Genomic DNA, 18089 nt, shown 5'->3' with positions numbered 1-18089 from the left:
ACGCCGGTCGCTCGGCGGTCACAGGTCGCGGGCGCGCATCGCCGCCGAGTCGGGATGGTCAGTGCCGGCGGCGAACTTGTCGTACGGCGTGCTCTTGGCCTCCCGGGCCTCGTACGCCGCGGCGGCCTCCCGAACCTCGTCGCGGACGGCGGCGTACTCGTTGAACGGTTCGGTTCGTTCCACCTGCACGTCGTGGCCGTGCTTCTCGCGGAGGCGGCAGGCGAGGAACGCGCCGAACTCCGTCTCCTTGAACAGGGCGGCGCGCCCGAACCGACGGACGACCACGTCCTCGTGCGTTCGACAGGCGTTCCGAAGCGTCTCGCGCGCGTCCCGAGCGTAAGTCACGACCAACAACACGGATATCTTGAAAGTAACGTCTGCTGAGAAAAATCCCCCGAAGCGTCGTCGGGCGTCACCGGACGTCGTCCGGTGGGTCGTCGAGGCACCCTCGACGGCGGTTACAGTCGGTTCACGTCGAACTGGAGCGTTCCCGATTTCTCGTCCAACAGGTCGTGGACGCGTTCGCGGGCGTCGGACTCGCTCTCGGCGACGACGACGAGTCCGTGCGCGCGGCCGTCGCCCGTCGCTTGGTACGGCCGCACCCCGTCCTCACCCTCGAAGTCCGTCGCGTACGTCCGGAGGACGGTGACGACTCGCTGTTCGGTCGCCGCGAGGTCCGACTCGCCGGACTCGAAGTCGCGGAGGGCCTCCTCGACGTTGCGGAGGGCGGAGATGCGGTCCATCTTACGTCGTCCGCAGGTGGTTCGTCCGCGGTTCGTACACCTCGCCCTTCCGGCGGAGGCTCTCTATCTCCTGTTCGGCCTTGCCCTCCTTCAGGTCGAGTTCCTCCTCGGCGCGCTTGAGGACCTCTTCGACCGGCGCGCCCTCCTCGTACTCCTCCTCGATGTCGCTGATGAGGGCCTTGAGGTTCTTGATACGGTCGCGTTGGTTCTTCGAGGTGCCCGTCTCCACGATGTCGGCGTCGAACTCGCCCGTCTCGGGGTCCATCCCGATGTCGCGCAGGCAGGACTCGACGATGGTGGTGACGCGGTCCGCGTCCTCCTCGGTCACCTTGTCGGAGAGGCGGACGCGCGCGGACGCCTCCGCGAGGCGGACGAGGGCTTCGAGTTTCCGGGCCGTCACCGGCACCGGGGCGTCCTCGTCGGCCCCCTTCGCGCGGAAGTTCACGTAGAAGTCGCGGATGACCTCCTTCGCCTCCTCGGTCATCGTCGGGAAGCAGGTGCGCTTCGCGTACGCGATGTACTTCCGCAGGAGTTCGGCCTCGATGTCGGGGGCGACTTCCTGCGTGACGTTGTCGACTTCCTCCTCGGTGAACTCGGAGTTGGTGATGCTCGTCCGTTGGGTGTGGAGTTCGCCCGCGTAGTTCGTGTTGATGATGTGCTCCGCGAGTTCGGCGTCGGACTCGGGGTCCGGGTCGTCCGTGACGGTGAAGATGAGGTCGAACCGCGAGATGAGGGCGGGTTCGAGGTCGATCTGCTCGCCGATGGACTCGTACTGGTCGAAGCGGCCGTACTTTGGGTTCGCCGCGCCGAGGAGCGAACACCGCGACTTCAGCGTCGCGTTGATGCCGGCCTTCGACACCGAAATCTGCTGCTGCTCTAACCCTTCGTGCATCGCAGAGCGGTCCTCGGGGCGCATCTTGTCGAGTTCGTCCACCGCGGCGATGCCCTTGTCCGCGAGGACGAGGGCACCGGCCTCCAGCGTCCACTGTTGGCCGTCGCCGAAGTCGTCGCGGACGGCGGCGGCGGTCAGACCCGCCGAGGAGGAACCCTTCCCCGACGTGTAGACGGACCGCGGCGCGATGTTCCGGATGTACTGCAGCATCTGGGACTTCCCGGTACCGGGGTCGCCGATGAGGAGCATGTGCAGGTCGCCGCGGATGCGGGACCCGTCCGGGAGGTGCTTGGTCACGCCCGAGAACAGTTGGAGAATCATCGCGAGTTTCTCCTGTTCGTAGCCGTAGATGGAGGGCGCGACGGAGGCGATCATCTTGTCGTAGATGTCGTCGGCGTTCGACAGTTCGACGATTTCGGCCACGTCCTCCTCGGAGATGTCCATGTCCTCGAACTCCTCGTCCTCTATCTCGACGGCGACGCCGTCCATGTAGAGGTCGAAGATGGGCGTCTTCTCCTGACCCGACGTCTGCTGTTCGATGTGGAGGACGCCCGTGACGGTGACGTGGTCGCCCGCGGTGACCTTCCCCGTCACGTCGTCCTCGATGTCGATATCGATGCTCTGCGGCGTCTCGCCGCCCCGCAGGCCCTCGGGGCTCTCTTGGACGCGGAGTTTCTGCGAGTCGATGAACTCGGACTGGTCGAAGTTGACGTGGAACGGTCCCTGTCGCTCGCAGCCCTGACACTCGTGCGGTTCTTGGAACCCGCTGTCGGTCTGCGGGATGTACGTCATCGTCCCGCAGCGTTGGCACTCGAACGCCGCCTCCGTGATCTTCGGGCGGACGTCCGTCGCCTTCCGGACGATGCCCTGCACGGCGACCATCCGACCGATGTGGTCGTCGTGGACGCGGATGTTGCGGATGTCGACCGTGTCGGGGAGGTTCCGGAGGCGGACGTGCGCCTGCCCGAGTTTGACGTCCGCCGGGAGGTCGTACAGGCGGAGGCCCTCCTCGGCGTACTCGCGTATCTGATCGGGCTTCTTCCGGTAGTCCTCCGCGAGGTCGGCGTCGAACTGGTACAAGTCCTCGTAGTCGACGTACAGCGAACGCTGCTCGTTGGGGTACTTCTGGGCGAGTTTCCCTATCTCGTCCCGGTAGTACTTCCGGTAGAACTGTATGAACCGGTCGGTGAGGTCTGTGTTCGGGTCCTGCGGGGCCTGCGCCATCGATAGAGGCTACGTCCTGCATCGAATAAGAGTCTTCGCCACGCGCGCGACCCCTCCCCCTTATCGGGGGAGTCCGAGCGGAAGGTACGGGCGCGCACCGGCGGGTGAGACGAGAGGCCGAGATGAGGGAGAGAGCGGTCGAGACGGATCAGAACGAGACGTTCGTCTCGATGTCCTCGGTGGCGTCGCGGAGTCCGTCGTGGTGGGCGTCCACGTCGAGGCGCGAGGAGAGTTCCGCGTCGGTGAGGAGTTCCTCGAACTCGTCGCGGAAGCGGTGGTTCGCGCGCGTCGCCTCCGCCGTCGCCTCGACGACGCGGCGGTAGCGCGCGACCGTCTCGGCGTCGGCGTCCAAGTTCGCGGCGCACGCCTCGTCGTCCGCGCCCTCGGCGACGAGCGAACGGAGGTCGTCGAACTCGAACGGCGCGTCGCGGTCCGCCTCGCCGACGAGGTGGAGGTCCATCCGGGCGCGGAACACCGTCTCCGCGTCGGCGTCGGCGTCGAGTTCCGCGGCGATTTCGTCGTCGTCCGCCCCCTCGTAGAAGCCGAAGACGACCCGCTTGAGGTCGGCGTCGCCGAGACCGCTCTCGAACTCGTAGCGGTCGCGCATCCGCGAGACGAGTTCGCCCACCCGTTCGGTCACCCGCCGGTCGTCGCCGTCGTCCACCAACGACCCCGGGCCCTCCTCCTGCGATTCCGTCACGGTGTCCGAGCCCGTGGCGTCGATGAAGATGTCTCGGAGTTTGGCCGTCTTCTCGTCCATAGGTAGATCTCTCAGGGCGTGAAGCACGAAAAACTTACTGGGGCGACGCATCCAAATACCGGACTGTCGGCCGAATCCGCGTCGTACGAGGACCGCCGCCGATGTTCGTCAACCGAACGATTCATTGTGGTTTACGAGACACGGAGGTACATGGCGACTGAAACGGAGTCGGTCGAACTCGTCGGCGACGAGTCCGCGCGGAATATCGCGCGCGCGGTGCTCTTCGCCGCCGTGACGAGTGCGACCGCGCCCGTCGATCTAGTCCACCCCCTCGTACCGAACGTTCCGATAACGCTCCAGACGCTGTGGGTCTTCCTCGCCGGCGTCGTCCTCGGTCCCCTGTGGGCGGGCGTCTCCTTCGTCCTCTACGCGGTGGGCGGGGTGATCGGCCTCCCGGTGTTCGCCGGGGGGTCGAGCGGTCTCGGCGTCCTCCTCGGGCCGACCGGCGGGTTCATCGTCGGATTCCCCGTCGCCGCCTCCGCGGTGGGCCTCGTCGCGCACGGCACCGGTAGTCTCTCCGCGCCGGGCGACATCCCCCTCCCGCGAATCGTCGCGGCGATGGTCGCCGGGTCGGCGGTCATCTACGCCGTCGGCGCGGTTGGGTTCTCCGTCGTCCAGGGCATCGGTCTGCTGGCCGCCGTCTCGGCTGTCGTGATACCGTTCCTCCCCGTCGCGGCCGTGAAGATAGCCGTCGCCGCGGCGGTGACGCGAAGCGACGCCATCGTCGCGCGGTGACGTCGTGAGGCGAACGCGATGATCGCCGTCCGCAACCTCACCCACCGCTACGGCGAGGTGACGGCCGTCGACGACGTGAGCCTGACCGTCGAAGACGGGTCGTTCGTCCTGCTCGCGGGGGCGAACGGGTCCGGGAAGACGACGCTGGTGCGCCACTTCAACGGCCTCCTCTCGCCGGACGAGGGGGCCGTCGAGGTGAACGGCCGCCCCGTCGCCGAGGACGTGGTGACCGCCCGAACCGCCGTCGGGATGGTGTTTCAGGACCCCCGCGACGGGTTCGTCGCCTCGACGGTGCGCGCGGACGTGGCGTTCGGCCCCGAGAACCTCGGCCTCGAGAGGGCGGAGATACGTCGGCGCGTCGAGTCAGCGTTGGCGGCCGTCCGCATGGCCGACCGGGGCGACGCCCGCATCGAGGAACTCTCGGGCGGCGAACGCGAACGCGTCGCCATCGCGGGCGCGTTGGCGATGGAACCGGACCACCTCGTGTTGGACGAACCGTTCACCGGACTCGACTGGCCCGCGCGGACGGCCGTCCTCGACAGACTCGAACACCTGCGCGACGCCGGCACCGGCGTCGTCGTCGTCACGCACGACCTGCGGGACGTGTCGGAACTCGCCGACCGGACGGTGGTGATGTCGGAGGGGCGAGTCGAACTCGACTCGTCGGACCCCTCACCCGACCGCCTGCGGGAACTCGGCGTCCGCCCGCCGCCCGAAGCCGGATCGGAGTCGGCGTCGGAGGCAGAGACGGGGACGGACGCCGCGTCGCGCCGGCGCGCGAACGAGCGACGATGATCTCCTACGCGCCGGGCGACTCCGCGGCCCACCGCCTCGACCCGCGGACAAAACTCGGGTTTCAGGCGGCGTTCGCACTCGCGGCGTTCGCGCACACGACGCCCCGCGGACTCGCCGTCCTGACCGTCGTCGCCCTCGGCGTCCTCGCGGCGTCGCGGACGCCCCTCCTCGGGACGGTGCGGGCGTACCGAGCGTTTCTCCCCTTCCTCGTCGCCGGTCCCCTCTTGGCGGCGGTGACGCTCCGGCCCCCCCACGTCGTCCCCGCGGCGGCCGTCTACCCCGCACTTTCGAGTTACCGTGTCGTCCTCGTCCTCCTCGTGAGTACCGCGTACATCCGGACGACGCCCGTGCGGGACTCGCGGGCGGCCATCCAACGCGTCGTCCCCGGGCGCGTCGGCGTCCTCCTCGGGGCGGGCGTGGGGTTCGTCCTCCGCTTTCTCCCCCTCCTGAAGCGCGACTTGGCGACGATTCGCTCGGCGACGGACGCGCGACTCGGCGACCGGCGCGGCCTGCGCGAACGGATGCGCCTCGTCGCGGAGACGGGCCTCCGACGCCTGTTTCTCCGGTCGGACCGCTTCGCCCTCGCGCTTCAGGCCCGCTGTTTCGCGTGGAACCCGACGCTCCCGGAACTCTCCTTCTCGCGGGCGGACGCGGCGGGCCTCGCGGCGACGGCGATGCTGGTCGCCGCGGCGTTCGTCTGACCGCCGGGCGACGGCGACGCCCGCCCCGTCTCTCTGATAAGCGGGTCGGTGGTGGCAAGATTTAATCCCGCGCTTCCCGCCGTATCGACCATGACACTCTTGCAGGCGGAACCGACCCGAGAGACGTTCTGGACCGTCGGGCCGGTCGGCGAGGCGGTCTTCTACGGCCTCGCGGCGATGGCTATCTTGATCTTCTGCTACGGCGTCTACGAACGGTTCGCGCGGTACGCCCGTGGCGGGGCCGACCCCTTCGACAGAGTCAACGACCTGCCGGGGCGAGTCGTTCGCGCGTCCCGGGTCGTCCTCTCGAACGAGAAGCAGTTCGACCGGGACCTGTTCGCCGGGGTGATGCACGCGTTCATCCTTTGGGGCTTCCTGACGCTCCTCATCGGGACGACCATTCTGATGGTCGATATGGACATCTACCGCCGCCTGACGGGCACCTCGTTCTTCACGGGCGACTTCTACCTCTCGTACTCGTTCGTGATGGACGCCCTCGGGTTCCTGTTCGTCGTCGGCGTCGGCATGGCCATCTACCGTCGGTACGTCGTCCGCCAAGAGCGACTGTGGGGGAAACACACCGGCTTCGAGGACGACGTGTTCGTCTGGACGCTGTTCGTCCTCGGCGTCGGCGGGTACGTCATCGAGGGCCTCCGCATCGTCGGCACGGAGTTCCCCGCGTGGGAGACGGTGTCGTTCGTCGGCTACTTCGTCGCCCTCGCCTTCGACGCCGCCGGGGTGACGCCCGGACTCGCGGCGACGCTCTACTGGGTCGGGTGGTGGTCCCACGCCCTCGTCGCCCTCGGGTTCGTCGCGTTCCTCCCGTACGCGAAGCCGTTCCACATGATCTCCTCGTTCGCCAACGTCGTCGCCCGCGACGAGAAGGCGGGCAAGCGCCTCCCGGGCGTCCCAGAGGACGCCGCGCCCGACGAGATAGGCTACACCGGAATCGAGGACCTCTCGTGGAAGCAACTGCTCGACACCGACGCCTGCACCAAGTGCGGCCGGTGTTCGTCGGTCTGCCCCGCCAAGGAGGCGGGACGCCCCCTCGACCCGCGCGACGTGATTCTCGACCTGAAGTCCTACCGCGAGAGCCTCGACGCCGGGGAGACGGAACCGGTGGACATCGTCGCGGACGGCGGGCGGTCCGTCATCGCCGCCGAGACGATGGAGTCGTGCGTCGCCTGCATGGCCTGCATGGACTCCTGCCCCGTCGATATCGAACACCTCAGCCACTTCACGGAGATGAACCGCCGCCTCACCGAGACGGGCCAGATGCAGGAACCCGTCCAGGAGGCGATGATGAACGTCTTCCAGAACGGCAACGCGTTCGGCGACCCGGCCCGCAAGCGACCGGAGTGGACCGAGGAACTCGACTTCGAGGTGCCCGACGCCCGCGAGGAACCCGTCGAGTACCTCTGGTACGTCGGCGACTACCCCTCCTACGACGAGCGGAACCGCCGCGTCGCGCGCTCTCTGGCCCGCCTGTTCGAACTCGCCGGCGTCTCCTACGGCATCCTCTACGAGGACGAACAGAACGACGGCAACGACGTGCGGCGCGTCGGCGAGGAGGGCCTCTACGAGATGCTCGTCGAGGACAACGCCGCCGCGTTCGACGCCTGCGAGTTCGAGACGGTGGTCTGCACCGACCCCCACTCGTACAACACGTTCGAGAACGAGTACCCGGAGATGGCCCCCGACTTCGACTACCCCGTCTACCACTACACGCAGGTGGTCGAATCGCTGGTGAAGGAGGGCGAGATCGAACTCGACGGGACGGAGCTCGACTACACCGTCACGTACCACGACCCGTGTCACCTCGGTCGGTACAACGACGAGTACGACGCCCCGAGGGAACTCGTCCGGGCGACGGGCGCGCGGTTGGCCGAGATGCCCCGCAACCGCGAGGACTCGTTCTGTTGCGGCGGCGGGGGCGGCGGCCTCTGGATGGACCACGACGAGACGAAAAAGCCGAGCGAGGAACGACTCCGCGAGGCCCTCGAAGATACCGAGGCCGGGCGCGCAGTCGAGAAGTTCGTCGTCGCCTGCCCGATGTGCGGCACGATGTACGAGGACGGCCGCAAGACCGGCGACTTCGAGGAGGACATCGAGATTATCGACGTGGCGGAACTCCTCGTGGAGGCGTTGGAGTCGAAACGGGGGGGCGTCGCGGAAACCGAGACGGGGTCGGACGACGGCACGACGCCCGCGTCGGCGGACTGAAGCGTCGACGCCGGAGGACCTCGCCGCCTCAGGAGTCGGCGTCCCCGCCGTCTCCCTCTTCTTTCTCGTGTCGCCGCCGCAGTTGGTCCACGAGGTTGAGGTGCATGAGGTGCAGGTGCATCCCGATGCCGAACAGGAGCAGTCCCATGCCGACGAAGATGAGGGGGAGGAGGACGGCGTTGACTGCGCTCGGAACGCTGTCGAGGTTGTACGGGAGTCTGCCGACGAGAGCGAGGAGGAACGCGGCGAGGATGACGCCGAACCCGGCCCTGACGAACCGGGAGTACCGCCCCAGTTGGTCGATTCGGTCCTCTATCTCGCCGGTGTCGAGTGCGCGTTCGTCGTCTGTCATCGTGAGGGGTGGCCGCTGAACCGCGCTATCTGAACGTGAACCCTCCGTCCTTCGGTCGCCGAGGTGCGGACCGGCGGCTAGCGGAGGGATAAAACGGAGGAGTAGCGAGGAGACGGCCTCAGTTCATCGGGTACTCTTTCTGGAAGCCGCGGAACTCCGTGCGGTGGGCCTCCTCGTCGGCGAGGATGGTGACCGCGAGGTCCTCCGTCACGGGGTCGTCCGCTTCGCGCGCGGCGTTGACGAGCGACCGGTACGTCTCGATGGCGTCCTCCTCCGCCGTGAGGACGCCCTCGATGACCGAGACGACGTCCGTGCTGTCTTCCGGCGGTTGGAGATCCATCTGGTTCGCCTCGAACTCGGCGGACCCCGGCGGCTTCGCGTCGAGTTGCTTCAGGCGGTTCCCCAACATCTCGGCGTGGTTGAGTTCCTCTTGGATGTCCTCCTGAAGCGACTCTTTGACCTCCTCCGCGTGGACGCCGTCGAGGACGATGGAGTTGGTCAAGTAGTTCATCACCGTCTCCAGTTCGTCCAGATACGCCTCTTTGAGTATAGACGTGATTTGGTCTGCCATCTCGGTAAGATGTTGGCCCGCCGAGAACTAATAACTACCCGCCGCGGGGCGTCTCTCGGCTCTCAGTCCAGAAATCCGACCAGTTCGACGGCGTAGCCGTCGGGGTCCTCGACGAACGCGGCGCGGGCGTTCGCCTCCTCGATAGTCATCGGTTCGTGGACGACCGGACAGCCCGTCTCCTCGACGACGCGTTCGAACTCGGCGTCCACGTCGTCCACCTCGACGGCGACGTGGTCCACGCCCGAGGGGTCCACCGACTCGTCGCTCTCAGGGTCGTACTTGAACTGCAGTTCCAAGCCGTCTTCGCCGCCGACGTACACGTTGCGGACGCCGTCGAGGGTGAACTCGTGGGCGAATTCGAGTCCGAGCGTCTCGTAGAAATCGAGCGTCGCGTCCACGTCCGACACGTCGAGCGCCGTATGGATGAGTCGCATGGCGGTCAGACGACCGCACTCGTGAAATATCGGTCGGTCAGGCCCGGGAGGCGTCCACGTCGATGGCGTCCACGGGGCAGATATCGACGCAGAGCATGCAGTCGATGCACTGGTCCTCGCGCGTCGGTTCGACCTTCCTCTCGCTTTCGGGGTGGTCGGGCGTGTCCACCCACGTGAACACGTCCACGGGGCAGTTCTCCAGACACGCGCCGTCGGCGACGCAGATGTCGTAATCGACGGCGACGTGCGTGCCGTGGATGCCGAGTTTCTCCGGCGGGTCCACGGGGCCCCAGACGGCCACCCCGTTCTCCTCGCCGACGTTCTCGCGGTTCGCATCGAAGTTCGGATCGATTCCCATTTGGCGGCAGTAATCGCCCGGCCGTACTAAAGCGTCCGACTCGGAGATCGGCGACTCGACGCGGGCGGAGGCGCGACTCGGGCCGCCTCGCGTGACACCCAAGTGATCGACGCGCGTCCCCGTACTCATGCCGCGCGTCAACGAGTCGGACGTCGAGTGGACGGAGAACGAACGCGGAGAGACGCGGTTCCGCCGGAAGCAACTCGGGGCCGCCGCGGACGCGGACCGCCTCGGCGCGAGTCTCTACGAACTCCCGCCTGGGGCGTCGTCGTGGCCTTACCACTACCACGCGGGCAACGAGGAGGCGGTGTACGTCCTCTCGGGGACGGGCGTCCTCCGGACACCGGAGGGCGAATCGGCCGTCGAACCGGGCGACTTCGCCGTCTTTCCGGACGGCGAGTCCGGCGCGCACCGCCTGCGGAACGACGGCGACGAACCGCTTCGCTACCTCGCCGTCTCGACGATGAGAGACCCCGACGTGACCGTCTACCCCGACTCCGAGAAGGTGGGCGTGTTCGCCGGGTCGCCGCCCGGCGGACGCGAGGAACGGACCGTCTCCGGCTACTTTCGGCGCGAGGACGCGGTGGACTACTGGGTCGGCGAGGAGGAGTCGGAACGCGACGGGCGAGAATAGACGAGGCGACCCGGTCGCCCCGTCGGATACGGGACGCTCACGCGAGGGCGGTCTGGACGCTGTCGAGGACGTCTCGCGCCGGACTCCGGTCCCGCGGCGGTACGCTCCCGTCGATGTACGACCGGAGCACCGACGTCAGGTACTCCAGTTGCTCGCAGTCGAAGTCCTTCCCCTCTTCGAGGCGGAAGAGGAGGGTGAGCGCCCGTTCGGCGTCGTTCCCCTCGTCCAGTTCTCGTTCCACGGTGTCGAGGAGTGCGGTGTGCAGGACCCAGGCCTCCTCGCGGTTCAAATCGAGCGTCGTCGGGCAGTCGTGTGCCGGAGCGGTCATTGTCTTACTCCGGGCGAAACTACACCCCGGACGGTATAAAGGTGTGTTTGGTATTAGCACACTGCGCACACTAGCGGCAACAGATGCGGTTCGTCGGGTAGGACGTCCGGTCTTCTCCCCCGAGGCGGAATCGGTCGTCTCGGCGGGAGATCAGTCGGCGTCCCGGGTGAAGTTCCGGAGGAGGCGGTCGCCGAACAGGAGCACGAACAGTGCGCCGAGGAGGTCGAACAGGAGGTCTTCGACGGTGTCGCGGCGACCGTAGTAGACGAGTACGGGTTCGATACCGAGGCGGTCCGACAACCGGTGGACCGCGTACTCCATGATCTCCCAGAGGAGGCCGCCGCCGACGATGGATGCGAGAACGTCTCGTCGGGGGTTACGTCCGAGATGGTCCGCGGCGACGTGGACGAACCCGCCGAGGAGCGTCGCAGAGAGGACGTGCGTGACGTGGTCCCACCACCACGTGTCGTCGTAGGGGCCGAGGATTCCGACGGCGTGCGCGAGCATCGAAATCTCCGTGTACACTCGCTGCCACGGCCGGAACTCGACGTCGAACAGGCGTTCGGCGACGCTCGGGAGGTAGGTCGCCGCGAACATGAGAACGGCGTTCACGACCGCGTCGGGGTCCCGTTGGCGAAGTCCCTCGACGAACACGGCGAGAGTCGCGCCCTTGATACCTCGCTCGGCCGTCTGCTCCGTCGGAGTTCGCGTCGGTTCCGTCATAGATGCGGCTCACCGAGACGAAGGGGGCCAGAACGGATAGGCGTGTGGTCCGTTTCGGACGAGAACCCCGTGTCGAGCGAACGGAGTTACTCGAAGGCGCGATGCCCGTCGCTAACTGCGATTCCACCGTATCGAGTGACCGAAGTCACTCGAAGGCTGCAATCCCAGTTAGATCCTCCCCTAACACGAGCGTGTGGATGTCGTGGGTGCCCTCGTACGTGTACACCGTCTCGACGTTCGCCAGGTGCCGCATCGGCGAGTAGTCCGTCGTGATGCCGTTGCCGCCCAGCATCTCTCGGGCGGTTCGCGTCACCTCGCGCGCCATGGCGACGTTGTGTCGCTTCGCCATCGAGACGTGTTGGGGGCGGAGTTCGCCCCGTTCTTTCAACTCCGCGAGGCGATACGCCATCAGTTGCCCGTTCGTGATCTGCGTCGCCATCTCGGCGAGTTTCTGCTGTTGTATCTGGAAGCGCGCGATGGGGCCGCCGAACTGCTCTCTGTCCTTCGCGTACTCGCGGGCCGCCTCGAACGCGTCCCGCGCCGCGCCGACGATACCCCACGAGATGCCGAACCGCGCCTGCGTGAGACAGGAGAGCGGTCCCTTCATCCCCTCGACGTTCGGGAGGACGTTCTCCTCGGGCACCCGAACGTCGTTGAGACCGATTTCGCCCGTGACCGACGCCCGCATCGAGAGTTTGTCGTGGATCGGGTTCGTCGTCACGCCGTCGCGGTCCGTCTCGACCAGAACGCCCCGGACGGGCGACCCCTCGGCGGAGACGTCCCGCGCCCAGACGACGGCCACGTCCGCGATGGGCGAGTTCGTTATCCACGTCTTCGACCCGTTCAGGACGTATCCGTCCGCGTCCTTCTCCGCCCGCGTCTCCATCCCCGCGGGGTTCGAACCGTGCTCGGGTTCGGTCAGACCGAAACAGCCCACCGCCTCCCCCCTGCCGAGGGCCGGAAGCCACCGCTCCTTCTGTTCTTCGGACCCGTAGGCGTGGATGGGGTACATGACGAGTGCGCCCTGCACGCTCGCCATCGAGCGAATCCCCGAGTCCCCGGCTTCGAGTTCCTGCATCAGGACGCCGTACGCCCTTTCGCCGACGCCCGGGAGGCCGTACCCGTCGATGGTCGGCGCGTAGAAGCCGAGTTCGCCCATCTTCGGTACGAGTTCCTCCGGGAACGTCCCCGCCTCGAAGTGGTCGCCGACGTCGGGTTTGACCTCCTCCTCGACGAACCGGCGCGCCTCGTCGCGTATCATGCGCTCTTCGGGCGTGAGGTCCGACTCCAATTCGAGATAATCGAGCATGAACGACTCTTGCGCGGTACGGCGACAAAAGCGTTCGCTCGCGTCCCGTCGGGCGACGAAAGCGGGGAGAAAGCCGCGTCAGACCGTCAGTTCGGCGTCCGGTTCCTCGGTGACGTCCGCGTCGACGTCCGCGTCCGCGGCGACGTGTTCGGCGTACGCCACGAAGTTGTCGAACAGTCGCTTCGCCTCGCAGGCCGCCTCGTAGTTCTCGGCGTCGATGCCCGCGACGACGGATTCGATTCGTTCCTCGGGGAGGTCCTTCCCCCGGGTGACGGATTCGGCCGTCTGCGGGTCGTACTCGGGGTGGAACTGGACGCCCCACGCGCGTCCCTTCCGGAAGGCGTGGACGCCGTAGTCGTTCTCCGCGACGAGTTCCGCCCCCGGCGGGAGTTCGACGACGGCGTCCGAGTGCGTCGTGAAGGCGGTGAACGTCTCGCCGATGCCCTCGAACAGGGCGTCGTCGCCGGAGTGCGCCACCTCGCGGTAGCCGAGTTCGTACTCGCCCATGCCCTCCACGCGGCCGCCGAGTGCGGTCGCGAGCACCTGATGGCCGTAACAGACGCCGAGCATCGGCAAGCCGGCGTCGTGGGCGTCGCTCACGTAGTCCACCAGCGGTTCTATCCAGTCTTCGTCCCAGTAGACGGACGACCGCGACCCGGTGACGACGACGCCGTCGAAGTCGAAGTCGTCCGGCAGTTCGCCGGCCGTCGCGTCGAACTCGGAGAGGTCGGCGTCGAGTTCGCGCCGGAAGTTGCGCCGCGTGTTCGGGTCGCGGTGCGACGCGTCGAGAAGTGCAAATCGGAGGCGAGAGTGGCCCGTACTCATCACTGCGTGCGAACGTTTCCCGCGAAGAAGTGTCTTGCGCACGTGGCGCGTCGTGCCGGTCTTCCAGACGCCGCCGCGCGGACCGGTGGCGCGTCGCCGACAGTCGCCGCCGAACCGACGGCGCTACCGCGGCGCCGACTGCTCGTCGAGGAAGCGCAGGAGTTCGTCGTTGACGACTTTCGACGCTTCGACGTGCGCGAGGTGGCCCGCGCCCTCGACGGGGACGAACTCGCCGCGGGGGAGGTCCGCGGCCAGTTCCTCGCCGCGTTCGACGGGCCAGACGGCGTCCTCGGCGCCGTGGACGACCAGCGCCGGGGCGGTGATCTCGTAGAGGTCGTCCGCCTCGAATCGCTCGACTGCGGCGGCCTGCGCCTCCCACGCCGCCCGCGAGGCGTCCTCCTCGGCGCGCCACTCGACGATCTGTTCGAACGCCTCGGGTTGCGCCCCGACGAATCGCTCCGAGACGGCGGCCCGGAGCGATCGGTCGAGGGCCGCCCGGTCGTCGGGCGCGCCGAAGAGGGGTTCGAGGTCCAGGCCGCCGTCGGACCCGTGGTCCGACGTGCTCCCGACCGCGTCGGGACCGCCCCCGGACGCGGCGGTGCCGAACAGGGCGAGACTCCGGACGCGCGAGGTGGACCGCGCTGCCCGCAAGGCGACCATGCCGCCGAGTCCCGCACCCACGACGTGCGCCTTCCGGACGCCGTGGTCAGCGAGGACGGTCACGAGGTCGTCTACGAGCGTTCCGACGGCGTACGGGCCGGGCGGCGCGTCGGACCGCCCAGTGCCGCGAAGGTCGAGGACGAGGCTCTCGTACGGTCCGGCGACGGCGGCGTGTTGCCACCCCCACTGCCACGCGCCGTAGCCGACGTCGCCGACGAAGGCGACCGTCTCGCCCTCGCCCTCGGCGTCGTAGTACAGGTCGACGCTCCCGTTCGATGCGGTTGGCATGGTCGTCACTCTCGGCGGCGGCGTCTTTACGGCACCGACGCGTCGAGCGTCGGAAGAAGAGACGACCGACGCTCGGGGGCCCCTACGCGTTCAGGACCGTCCGGAGGACGTCCGGGGCGGCGTCGAGCGTCTCGTCGAGTTCGTCCACGTTCGGGCCGCCGCCCTGCGCGAAGTCCGGCGGGCCGCCGCCGCCGCCGCCGACGCGGCCGGCGAGTTGGCCGACGACTTCGCCGGCGTTGATGCCGACGCCCTCGGGGACGCCGACGACGAACTGCGCGCTCCCGCCCGTGTCGGAGCCGAGAACGGCGACCTTTCCCTCGTCCACGATAGCGTTGGCCGTCGCGCGGAGTTCGTCGGCGTCGCCGTCGAGTCGTTGGACGACGGCGGGCGTGCCGTCGATGTCGACCTCCTCGGCCTCCGCGGCGGCGCGCGCCTCCGCGAGTTCCGTCTTCAGGCGGTCGATTGTCTTGCCCCGTTCCTTCCACTCGGTGAAGAACCGCTCGGCCGTCTCCGGCACGTCCTCGGGGTTGACGTCGAGGACGTCCGCCGCCTCGTAGAGGGCGTTCTCGGTGCGGTGGGTGGCGTCGATGGCGGCGTCGCCCGCGGCGAAGACGATGCGTTCGATGCCGTCCTGAACGGGTTCGGTGTTCAGAATCTTGATGGTCCCGATGTCGCCGGTGTACTTCACGTGCGTCCCGCCGCAGGCCTGCACGTCGTCGCCGACGGTGATGACGCGGATGTTCTGTCCCGGCGGGATGCCGCCCTGATACAGGTCGAAGCCGTACTGCTCTTCGGCCTCGTGGCGGTCCGGCCACTCCTGTTGCACCGGCACGTTCCGCATCACGATGTCGTTGGCGAGGCGTTCTATCTCCTCTACCTCCTCGCGGGAGATACGTTCGTAGTGCGTCACGTCGAAGCGCGCGCGGTCGGTCCCCTTCTGCGCGCCCGCCTGCCGGACGTGGTCGCCGAGAACCTCGCGCGTCGCGTGGCCGACGACGTGCGTCGCGGTGTGGTGCCGCATCAGGCGACGGCGGCGTTCCGAGTCGACCTTCCCGCGGACGAACTCGCCCTTCCCCGGGTCGCCGTCCGCGCGGTGGAGGACGACGCCGTCGGCTATCTGGACGTCCGTCACCTCCACCGTCGTGTCGTCCGAGGAGAGCGTCCCGTGGTCCGCGGGTTGACCCCCGCCCTCGGGGTAGAACATCGTCTGGTCTAAGACCACGTCGTAGCCGTCGTCGCGTTCGAAGACGTCCAAGACGACCGCCTCGAACTCCATCCGCTCTTGGTCGTCGTAGTAGAGACGCTCCGTCTCCGGCAGGTCGGCGATGCGTTCGTCGCGGGCGACGGCGTCTCGGGTGCCGCCCTCGCCCTCGTGGCGGTCGGCGACCAGCGAGTAGAAGTCGTCCGGCATGTCGACCGTCGCGCCGCGTTCGTCGGCTATCTCCTCGACCATGTCCGGTTGGATGCCGTGGGAGTCGTACAGTTCGATGAGTTCCTCCACGGGGATGGGGTCGCCGGACTCGGCGTACTCGTCGGCGAGGGTCTGCACCTTCCGCGTGCCGCGTTCGAGCGTCTCGCGGTACTTCCGCTCCTCCGTGCGGACGATGTCGCGGATGGTGTCGCGGTTCTCGTAGCCGAGGCGTTCGGCCTGCATGTCCACCAGTTCGTCGAGGGGCGCGTCGACGCCGACGTTGTCCACCAGGCGCTTGGTCCGCCGGAGGACCATCCGCGCGAGGTAGCCGGTGCCGACGTTCGAGGGGACGATGCCGTCGCCGAACATGTACGCGAGGGTGCGACAGTGGTCGGCGATGGCGTAGATGTCTTCGAGGGGACGGAGAAGCGCCGTCAGTTCCTCGGCGTCCACGTCGAGTTGCTCCGCGATATCGACGCGCGCCTCGTACACATCGTCCACCTCGTCGATGTCGAGGTAGCCGGAGAGTTTGGCGGCGCGGTGGACGAGTTCGCGTTCCTCCTCGGAGAGTTCGACGCCCGCGTTCTCCTTGAGGAACTCGATCATGTCGGGGTAGACGGCCTCGTAGACGGTGGGGGTCCCCTGCGACACCCACGTCCAGCGTTCGAGGCCGTAGCCGGTGTCGACGATGTAGGTGTCCATCGGCGAGTACCGGTTGCCGTCCTTCATCTCGTAGTCGCCCTCGGGGTCCTGTTCCATCGACATGAAGACGAGTGTCGCCAACTCGGCGCCGCGGTACAGAACCTCGAAGGCGGGGCCGGCGTTGCCGCCGCCGACCCACGGGTCCTCGATGTACGTTATCTCCGAGACGTCCGCGCCCATGTGCTCGAAGAACTGATCGCAGAGGCGGACCGTCTCGTCCTTCCAGTACACCTCGCCGGAGTAGGCGTACTCGTCGCCGACCTCCTCGCGGGCGTTGAACGCGTGGTGCGCCATCATCTCGAACGCCATCGTGTGCCGGCCCGTCTTGCCGACGTTGTCGATGTCCTGCATCCGGATGCAGGGCTGAGAGATGGTCAGCGGGTTCGCCGGCGGCGGCGTCTGACCGCTGGTGACGAGCGGTTGGAAGTCGTAGATGGACGCCTGCGTCAAGAGCACGTCGTCGCGCCAGCGGTTGGCCGCGACGGGGTACGGTTCGATGCGTTCGTGGCCGTGTTCCTCGAAGAACGAGAGGAACTCCTCCCGCATCTCTTCGAGCGTGTACTCCTCGTCGAAGCCGGGGTTGTCGATGAAGGTGTAATCGTCGGCGGGCGGTTCGCCGCAGGTCTCTCTGTCGGGGTCGCGCGTCCAGAAGTGGACGTCGGTCACCGGACACTGCTTCCGGTAGAACCCCTCCTCCTCGAAGTAGTCGAGGCGATACTCCTCTTCGAGTTCGCTCATTACCCGTGATTGGCCTACGACCGGGTAAAACAGTTCCGGGAACGCGGGGGTACGAGCGGGCGATTCCGGGCTTCTTTCCGCACCCGAAGAGGCGGAACGAGCCGCCTTCGCCGCCGTCTAGGTGGGGGCGCGTCCGGCCGACGCGTCGGACGCCGGCGACACGGCTAACCGGTCACCGCGCCTCTCACCGGTATGGAGACGCGCGAGGCGGCCCCCGGCCGGTCGATAGGCGAGTGGATAGCGTGGGTCGGGGTGTCGTTGCTGGCGGGCGTCGTCGGGAACGCCCTCTCGGGGGCGGCGGTTCGGACGTGGTACCCGACGCTCGCCGAACCGTGGTTCGCGCCCCCGGAGTGGGTGTTCGGGCCCGTCTGGATAACCCTGTACGTCCTGATGGGGACGGCGGCGTTCCTGGTGTCTCGGTCCGACGACGGCCGGACTCGCGTCGCACTCGCCGCCTTCTTCGTCCAACTGCTGTTGAACGCCGCGTGGTCGGGGGCGTTCTTCGGCCTCCGGTCGCCGGCGTTCGGACTCGTCGTCATCGTCCCTCTGCTCGTCGCCGTCGCCGCGACGACCGGACTGTTCGCCCGCATCGACCGACGGGCGGCGGCGCTGATGGTCCCGTACCTCCTGTGGACGGCGTTCGCCACCGCCCTCAACTACGGGTTCTGGGCGCTGAACTGACG

Annotated in this window: 20 protein-coding genes; 6 read left to right on the top strand and 14 right to left on the bottom strand. The window is 67.8% G+C overall.

Translation table 11 applies throughout. The features are described 5' to 3' along the window. Positions 1-18: 18 nt before the first annotated feature. The 4 genes from ACZ522_RS12375 to ACZ522_RS12360 all read right to left on the bottom strand — a co-directional run bounded on the left by ACZ522_RS12375 (position 19) and on the right by ACZ522_RS12360 (position 3619). Positions 19-357 carry a DUF7855 family protein gene (locus ACZ522_RS12375; RefSeq protein ID WP_379699053.1) on the bottom strand — a complete coding sequence of 113 codons (339 nt, stop codon included), beginning with the start codon at positions 355-357 and terminating at the stop codon, positions 19-21. Positions 358-458: 101 nt separating this feature from the next. Further along, positions 459-743: a DUF7854 family protein gene (locus ACZ522_RS12370; protein ID WP_379699055.1), complete on the bottom strand. Its 285-nt coding sequence runs from the start codon at positions 741-743 to the stop codon at positions 459-461. A gap of 1 nt (position 744) precedes the next feature. Next, the gene (locus ACZ522_RS12365; protein ID WP_379699057.1) at positions 745-2859 is read right to left on the bottom strand and encodes a minichromosome maintenance protein MCM; all 2115 of its coding nucleotides are present in this window, start codon (positions 2857-2859) and stop codon (positions 745-747) included. Positions 2860-3007: 148 nt separating this feature from the next. Next, the gene (locus ACZ522_RS12360; protein ID WP_379699059.1) at positions 3008-3619 is read right to left on the bottom strand and encodes a conditioned medium-induced protein 4; all 612 of its coding nucleotides are present in this window, start codon (positions 3617-3619) and stop codon (positions 3008-3010) included. 150 nt (positions 3620-3769) lie between these two features. On the opposite strand from ACZ522_RS12360, the gene ACZ522_RS12355 reads away from it, so the two are divergent. From ACZ522_RS12355 to ACZ522_RS12340, 4 genes are all read left to right on the top strand, one after another. Then, positions 3770-4354, top strand: coding sequence for a biotin transporter BioY (locus ACZ522_RS12355; RefSeq protein WP_379699061.1), 585 nt, complete (start codon positions 3770-3772; stop codon positions 4352-4354). Between the two features lie 18 nt (positions 4355-4372). Beyond that, positions 4373-5149 carry an energy-coupling factor ABC transporter ATP-binding protein gene (locus ACZ522_RS12350; RefSeq protein WP_379699063.1) on the top strand — a complete coding sequence of 259 codons (777 nt, stop codon included), beginning with the start codon at positions 4373-4375 and terminating at the stop codon, positions 5147-5149. Continuing rightward, on the top strand, positions 5146-5850 hold the full coding sequence (locus ACZ522_RS12345; RefSeq protein ID WP_379699065.1) for an energy-coupling factor transporter transmembrane component T family protein: 705 nt from the start codon (positions 5146-5148) through the stop codon (positions 5848-5850). Before ACZ522_RS12350 ends, ACZ522_RS12345 begins: the two co-directional genes overlap by 4 nt. A gap of 90 nt (positions 5851-5940) precedes the next feature. Continuing rightward, positions 5941-8073 (top strand): (Fe-S)-binding protein, encoded by a 2133-nt coding sequence (locus ACZ522_RS12340; protein WP_379699067.1) that lies wholly within the window; start codon positions 5941-5943, stop codon positions 8071-8073. A 28-nt stretch (positions 8074-8101) separates the two neighbouring features. Here ACZ522_RS12340 and ACZ522_RS12335 read toward each other — a convergent pair whose 3' ends face one another. The 4 genes from ACZ522_RS12335 to ACZ522_RS12320 all read right to left on the bottom strand — a co-directional run bounded on the left by ACZ522_RS12335 (position 8102) and on the right by ACZ522_RS12320 (position 9788). Then, on the bottom strand, positions 8102-8425 hold the full coding sequence (locus tag ACZ522_RS12335; protein ID WP_379699069.1) for a hypothetical protein: 324 nt from the start codon (positions 8423-8425) through the stop codon (positions 8102-8104). Positions 8426-8543: 118 nt separating this feature from the next. Beyond that, the gene (locus ACZ522_RS12330; protein WP_379699071.1) at positions 8544-8996 is read right to left on the bottom strand and encodes a ferritin-like domain-containing protein; all 453 of its coding nucleotides are present in this window, start codon (positions 8994-8996) and stop codon (positions 8544-8546) included. Positions 8997-9058: 62 nt separating this feature from the next. Beyond that, positions 9059-9430, bottom strand: a complete 372-nt coding sequence (locus tag ACZ522_RS12325) for a VOC family protein (protein ID WP_379699073.1) — start codon at positions 9428-9430, stop codon at positions 9059-9061. Positions 9431-9467: 37 nt separating this feature from the next. After that, positions 9468-9788, bottom strand: a complete 321-nt coding sequence (locus tag ACZ522_RS12320) for a 4Fe-4S dicluster domain-containing protein (protein ID WP_379699075.1) — start codon at positions 9786-9788, stop codon at positions 9468-9470. A gap of 127 nt (positions 9789-9915) precedes the next feature. Here ACZ522_RS12320 and ACZ522_RS12315 point away from each other — a divergent pair, with 127 nt between their 5' ends. Further along, a complete protein-coding gene (locus ACZ522_RS12315; RefSeq protein WP_379699077.1) occupies positions 9916-10422 on the top strand; it encodes a cupin domain-containing protein in 507 nt (168 codons plus the stop codon). Between the two features lie 37 nt (positions 10423-10459). Here the strand turns inward: ACZ522_RS12315 and ACZ522_RS12310 are convergent, their stop codons facing one another. The 6 genes from ACZ522_RS12310 to alaS form a co-directional block, all read right to left on the bottom strand. Further along, positions 10460-10750: a DUF7853 family protein gene (locus ACZ522_RS12310; protein WP_092538296.1), complete on the bottom strand. Its 291-nt coding sequence runs from the start codon at positions 10748-10750 to the stop codon at positions 10460-10462. Between the two features lie 150 nt (positions 10751-10900). After that, positions 10901-11473, bottom strand: coding sequence for a DUF2238 domain-containing protein (locus ACZ522_RS12305; protein ID WP_379699079.1), 573 nt, complete (start codon positions 11471-11473; stop codon positions 10901-10903). Between the two features lie 145 nt (positions 11474-11618). Continuing rightward, positions 11619-12782: an acyl-CoA dehydrogenase family protein gene (locus tag ACZ522_RS12300; RefSeq protein ID WP_379699081.1), complete on the bottom strand. Its 1164-nt coding sequence runs from the start codon at positions 12780-12782 to the stop codon at positions 11619-11621. Between the two features lie 78 nt (positions 12783-12860). Further along, on the bottom strand, positions 12861-13607 hold the full coding sequence (locus ACZ522_RS12295; RefSeq protein WP_379699083.1) for a type 1 glutamine amidotransferase: 747 nt from the start codon (positions 13605-13607) through the stop codon (positions 12861-12863). 123 nt (positions 13608-13730) lie between these two features. Beyond that, positions 13731-14555 carry an alpha/beta fold hydrolase gene (locus tag ACZ522_RS12290; protein ID WP_379699085.1) on the bottom strand — a complete coding sequence of 275 codons (825 nt, stop codon included), beginning with the start codon at positions 14553-14555 and terminating at the stop codon, positions 13731-13733. Between the two features lie 82 nt (positions 14556-14637). Further along, on the bottom strand, positions 14638-17406 hold the full coding sequence (gene alaS, locus ACZ522_RS12285; protein WP_379699087.1) for an alanine--tRNA ligase: 2769 nt from the start codon (positions 17404-17406) through the stop codon (positions 14638-14640). 192 nt (positions 17407-17598) lie between these two features. Between alaS and ACZ522_RS12280 the strand changes: the two genes are divergently transcribed. Next, a complete protein-coding gene (locus ACZ522_RS12280; protein ID WP_379699089.1) occupies positions 17599-18087 on the top strand; it encodes a TspO/MBR family protein in 489 nt (162 codons plus the stop codon). The last annotated feature ends 2 nt before the right edge of the window (positions 18088-18089 follow it).

The organism is Halopelagius fulvigenes, assembly GCF_055398025.1.
This window is presented reverse-complemented; position numbering and strand designations above follow the sequence as displayed.

Coding starts and splice junctions, on each gene's coding strand:
- ACZ522_RS12370 (WP_379699055.1), bottom strand. CDS start 743: ATGGACCGCATCTCCGCCCTCCGCAACGTCGAGGAGGCCCTCCGCGAC.
- ACZ522_RS12365 (WP_379699057.1), bottom strand. CDS start 2,859: ATGGCGCAGGCCCCGCAGGACCCGAACACAGACCTCACCGACCGGTTC.
- ACZ522_RS12360 (WP_379699059.1), bottom strand. CDS start 3,619: ATGGACGAGAAGACGGCCAAACTCCGAGACATCTTCATCGACGCCACG.
- ACZ522_RS12355 (WP_379699061.1), top strand. CDS start 3,770: ATGGCGACTGAAACGGAGTCGGTCGAACTCGTCGGCGACGAGTCCGCG.
- ACZ522_RS12350 (WP_379699063.1), top strand. CDS start 4,373: ATGATCGCCGTCCGCAACCTCACCCACCGCTACGGCGAGGTGACGGCC.
- ACZ522_RS12345 (WP_379699065.1), top strand. CDS start 5,146: ATGATCTCCTACGCGCCGGGCGACTCCGCGGCCCACCGCCTCGACCCG.
- ACZ522_RS12340 (WP_379699067.1), top strand. CDS start 5,941: ATGACACTCTTGCAGGCGGAACCGACCCGAGAGACGTTCTGGACCGTC.
- ACZ522_RS12335 (WP_379699069.1), bottom strand. CDS start 8,425: ATGACAGACGACGAACGCGCACTCGACACCGGCGAGATAGAGGACCGA.
- ACZ522_RS12330 (WP_379699071.1), bottom strand. CDS start 8,996: ATGGCAGACCAAATCACGTCTATACTCAAAGAGGCGTATCTGGACGAA.
- ACZ522_RS12325 (WP_379699073.1), bottom strand. CDS start 9,430: ATGCGACTCATCCATACGGCGCTCGACGTGTCGGACGTGGACGCGACG.
- ACZ522_RS12320 (WP_379699075.1), bottom strand. CDS start 9,788: ATGGGAATCGATCCGAACTTCGATGCGAACCGCGAGAACGTCGGCGAG.
- ACZ522_RS12315 (WP_379699077.1), top strand. CDS start 9,916: ATGCCGCGCGTCAACGAGTCGGACGTCGAGTGGACGGAGAACGAACGC.
- ACZ522_RS12310 (WP_092538296.1), bottom strand. CDS start 10,750: ATGACCGCTCCGGCACACGACTGCCCGACGACGCTCGATTTGAACCGC.
- ACZ522_RS12305 (WP_379699079.1), bottom strand. CDS start 11,473: ATGACGGAACCGACGCGAACTCCGACGGAGCAGACGGCCGAGCGAGGT.
- ACZ522_RS12300 (WP_379699081.1), bottom strand. CDS start 12,782: ATGCTCGATTATCTCGAATTGGAGTCGGACCTCACGCCCGAAGAGCGC.
- ACZ522_RS12295 (WP_379699083.1), bottom strand. CDS start 13,607: ATGAGTACGGGCCACTCTCGCCTCCGATTTGCACTTCTCGACGCGTCG.
- ACZ522_RS12290 (WP_379699085.1), bottom strand. CDS start 14,555: ATGCCAACCGCATCGAACGGGAGCGTCGACCTGTACTACGACGCCGAG.
- alaS (WP_379699087.1), bottom strand. CDS start 17,406: ATGAGCGAACTCGAAGAGGAGTATCGCCTCGACTACTTCGAGGAGGAG.
- ACZ522_RS12280 (WP_379699089.1), top strand. CDS start 17,599: ATGGAGACGCGCGAGGCGGCCCCCGGCCGGTCGATAGGCGAGTGGATA.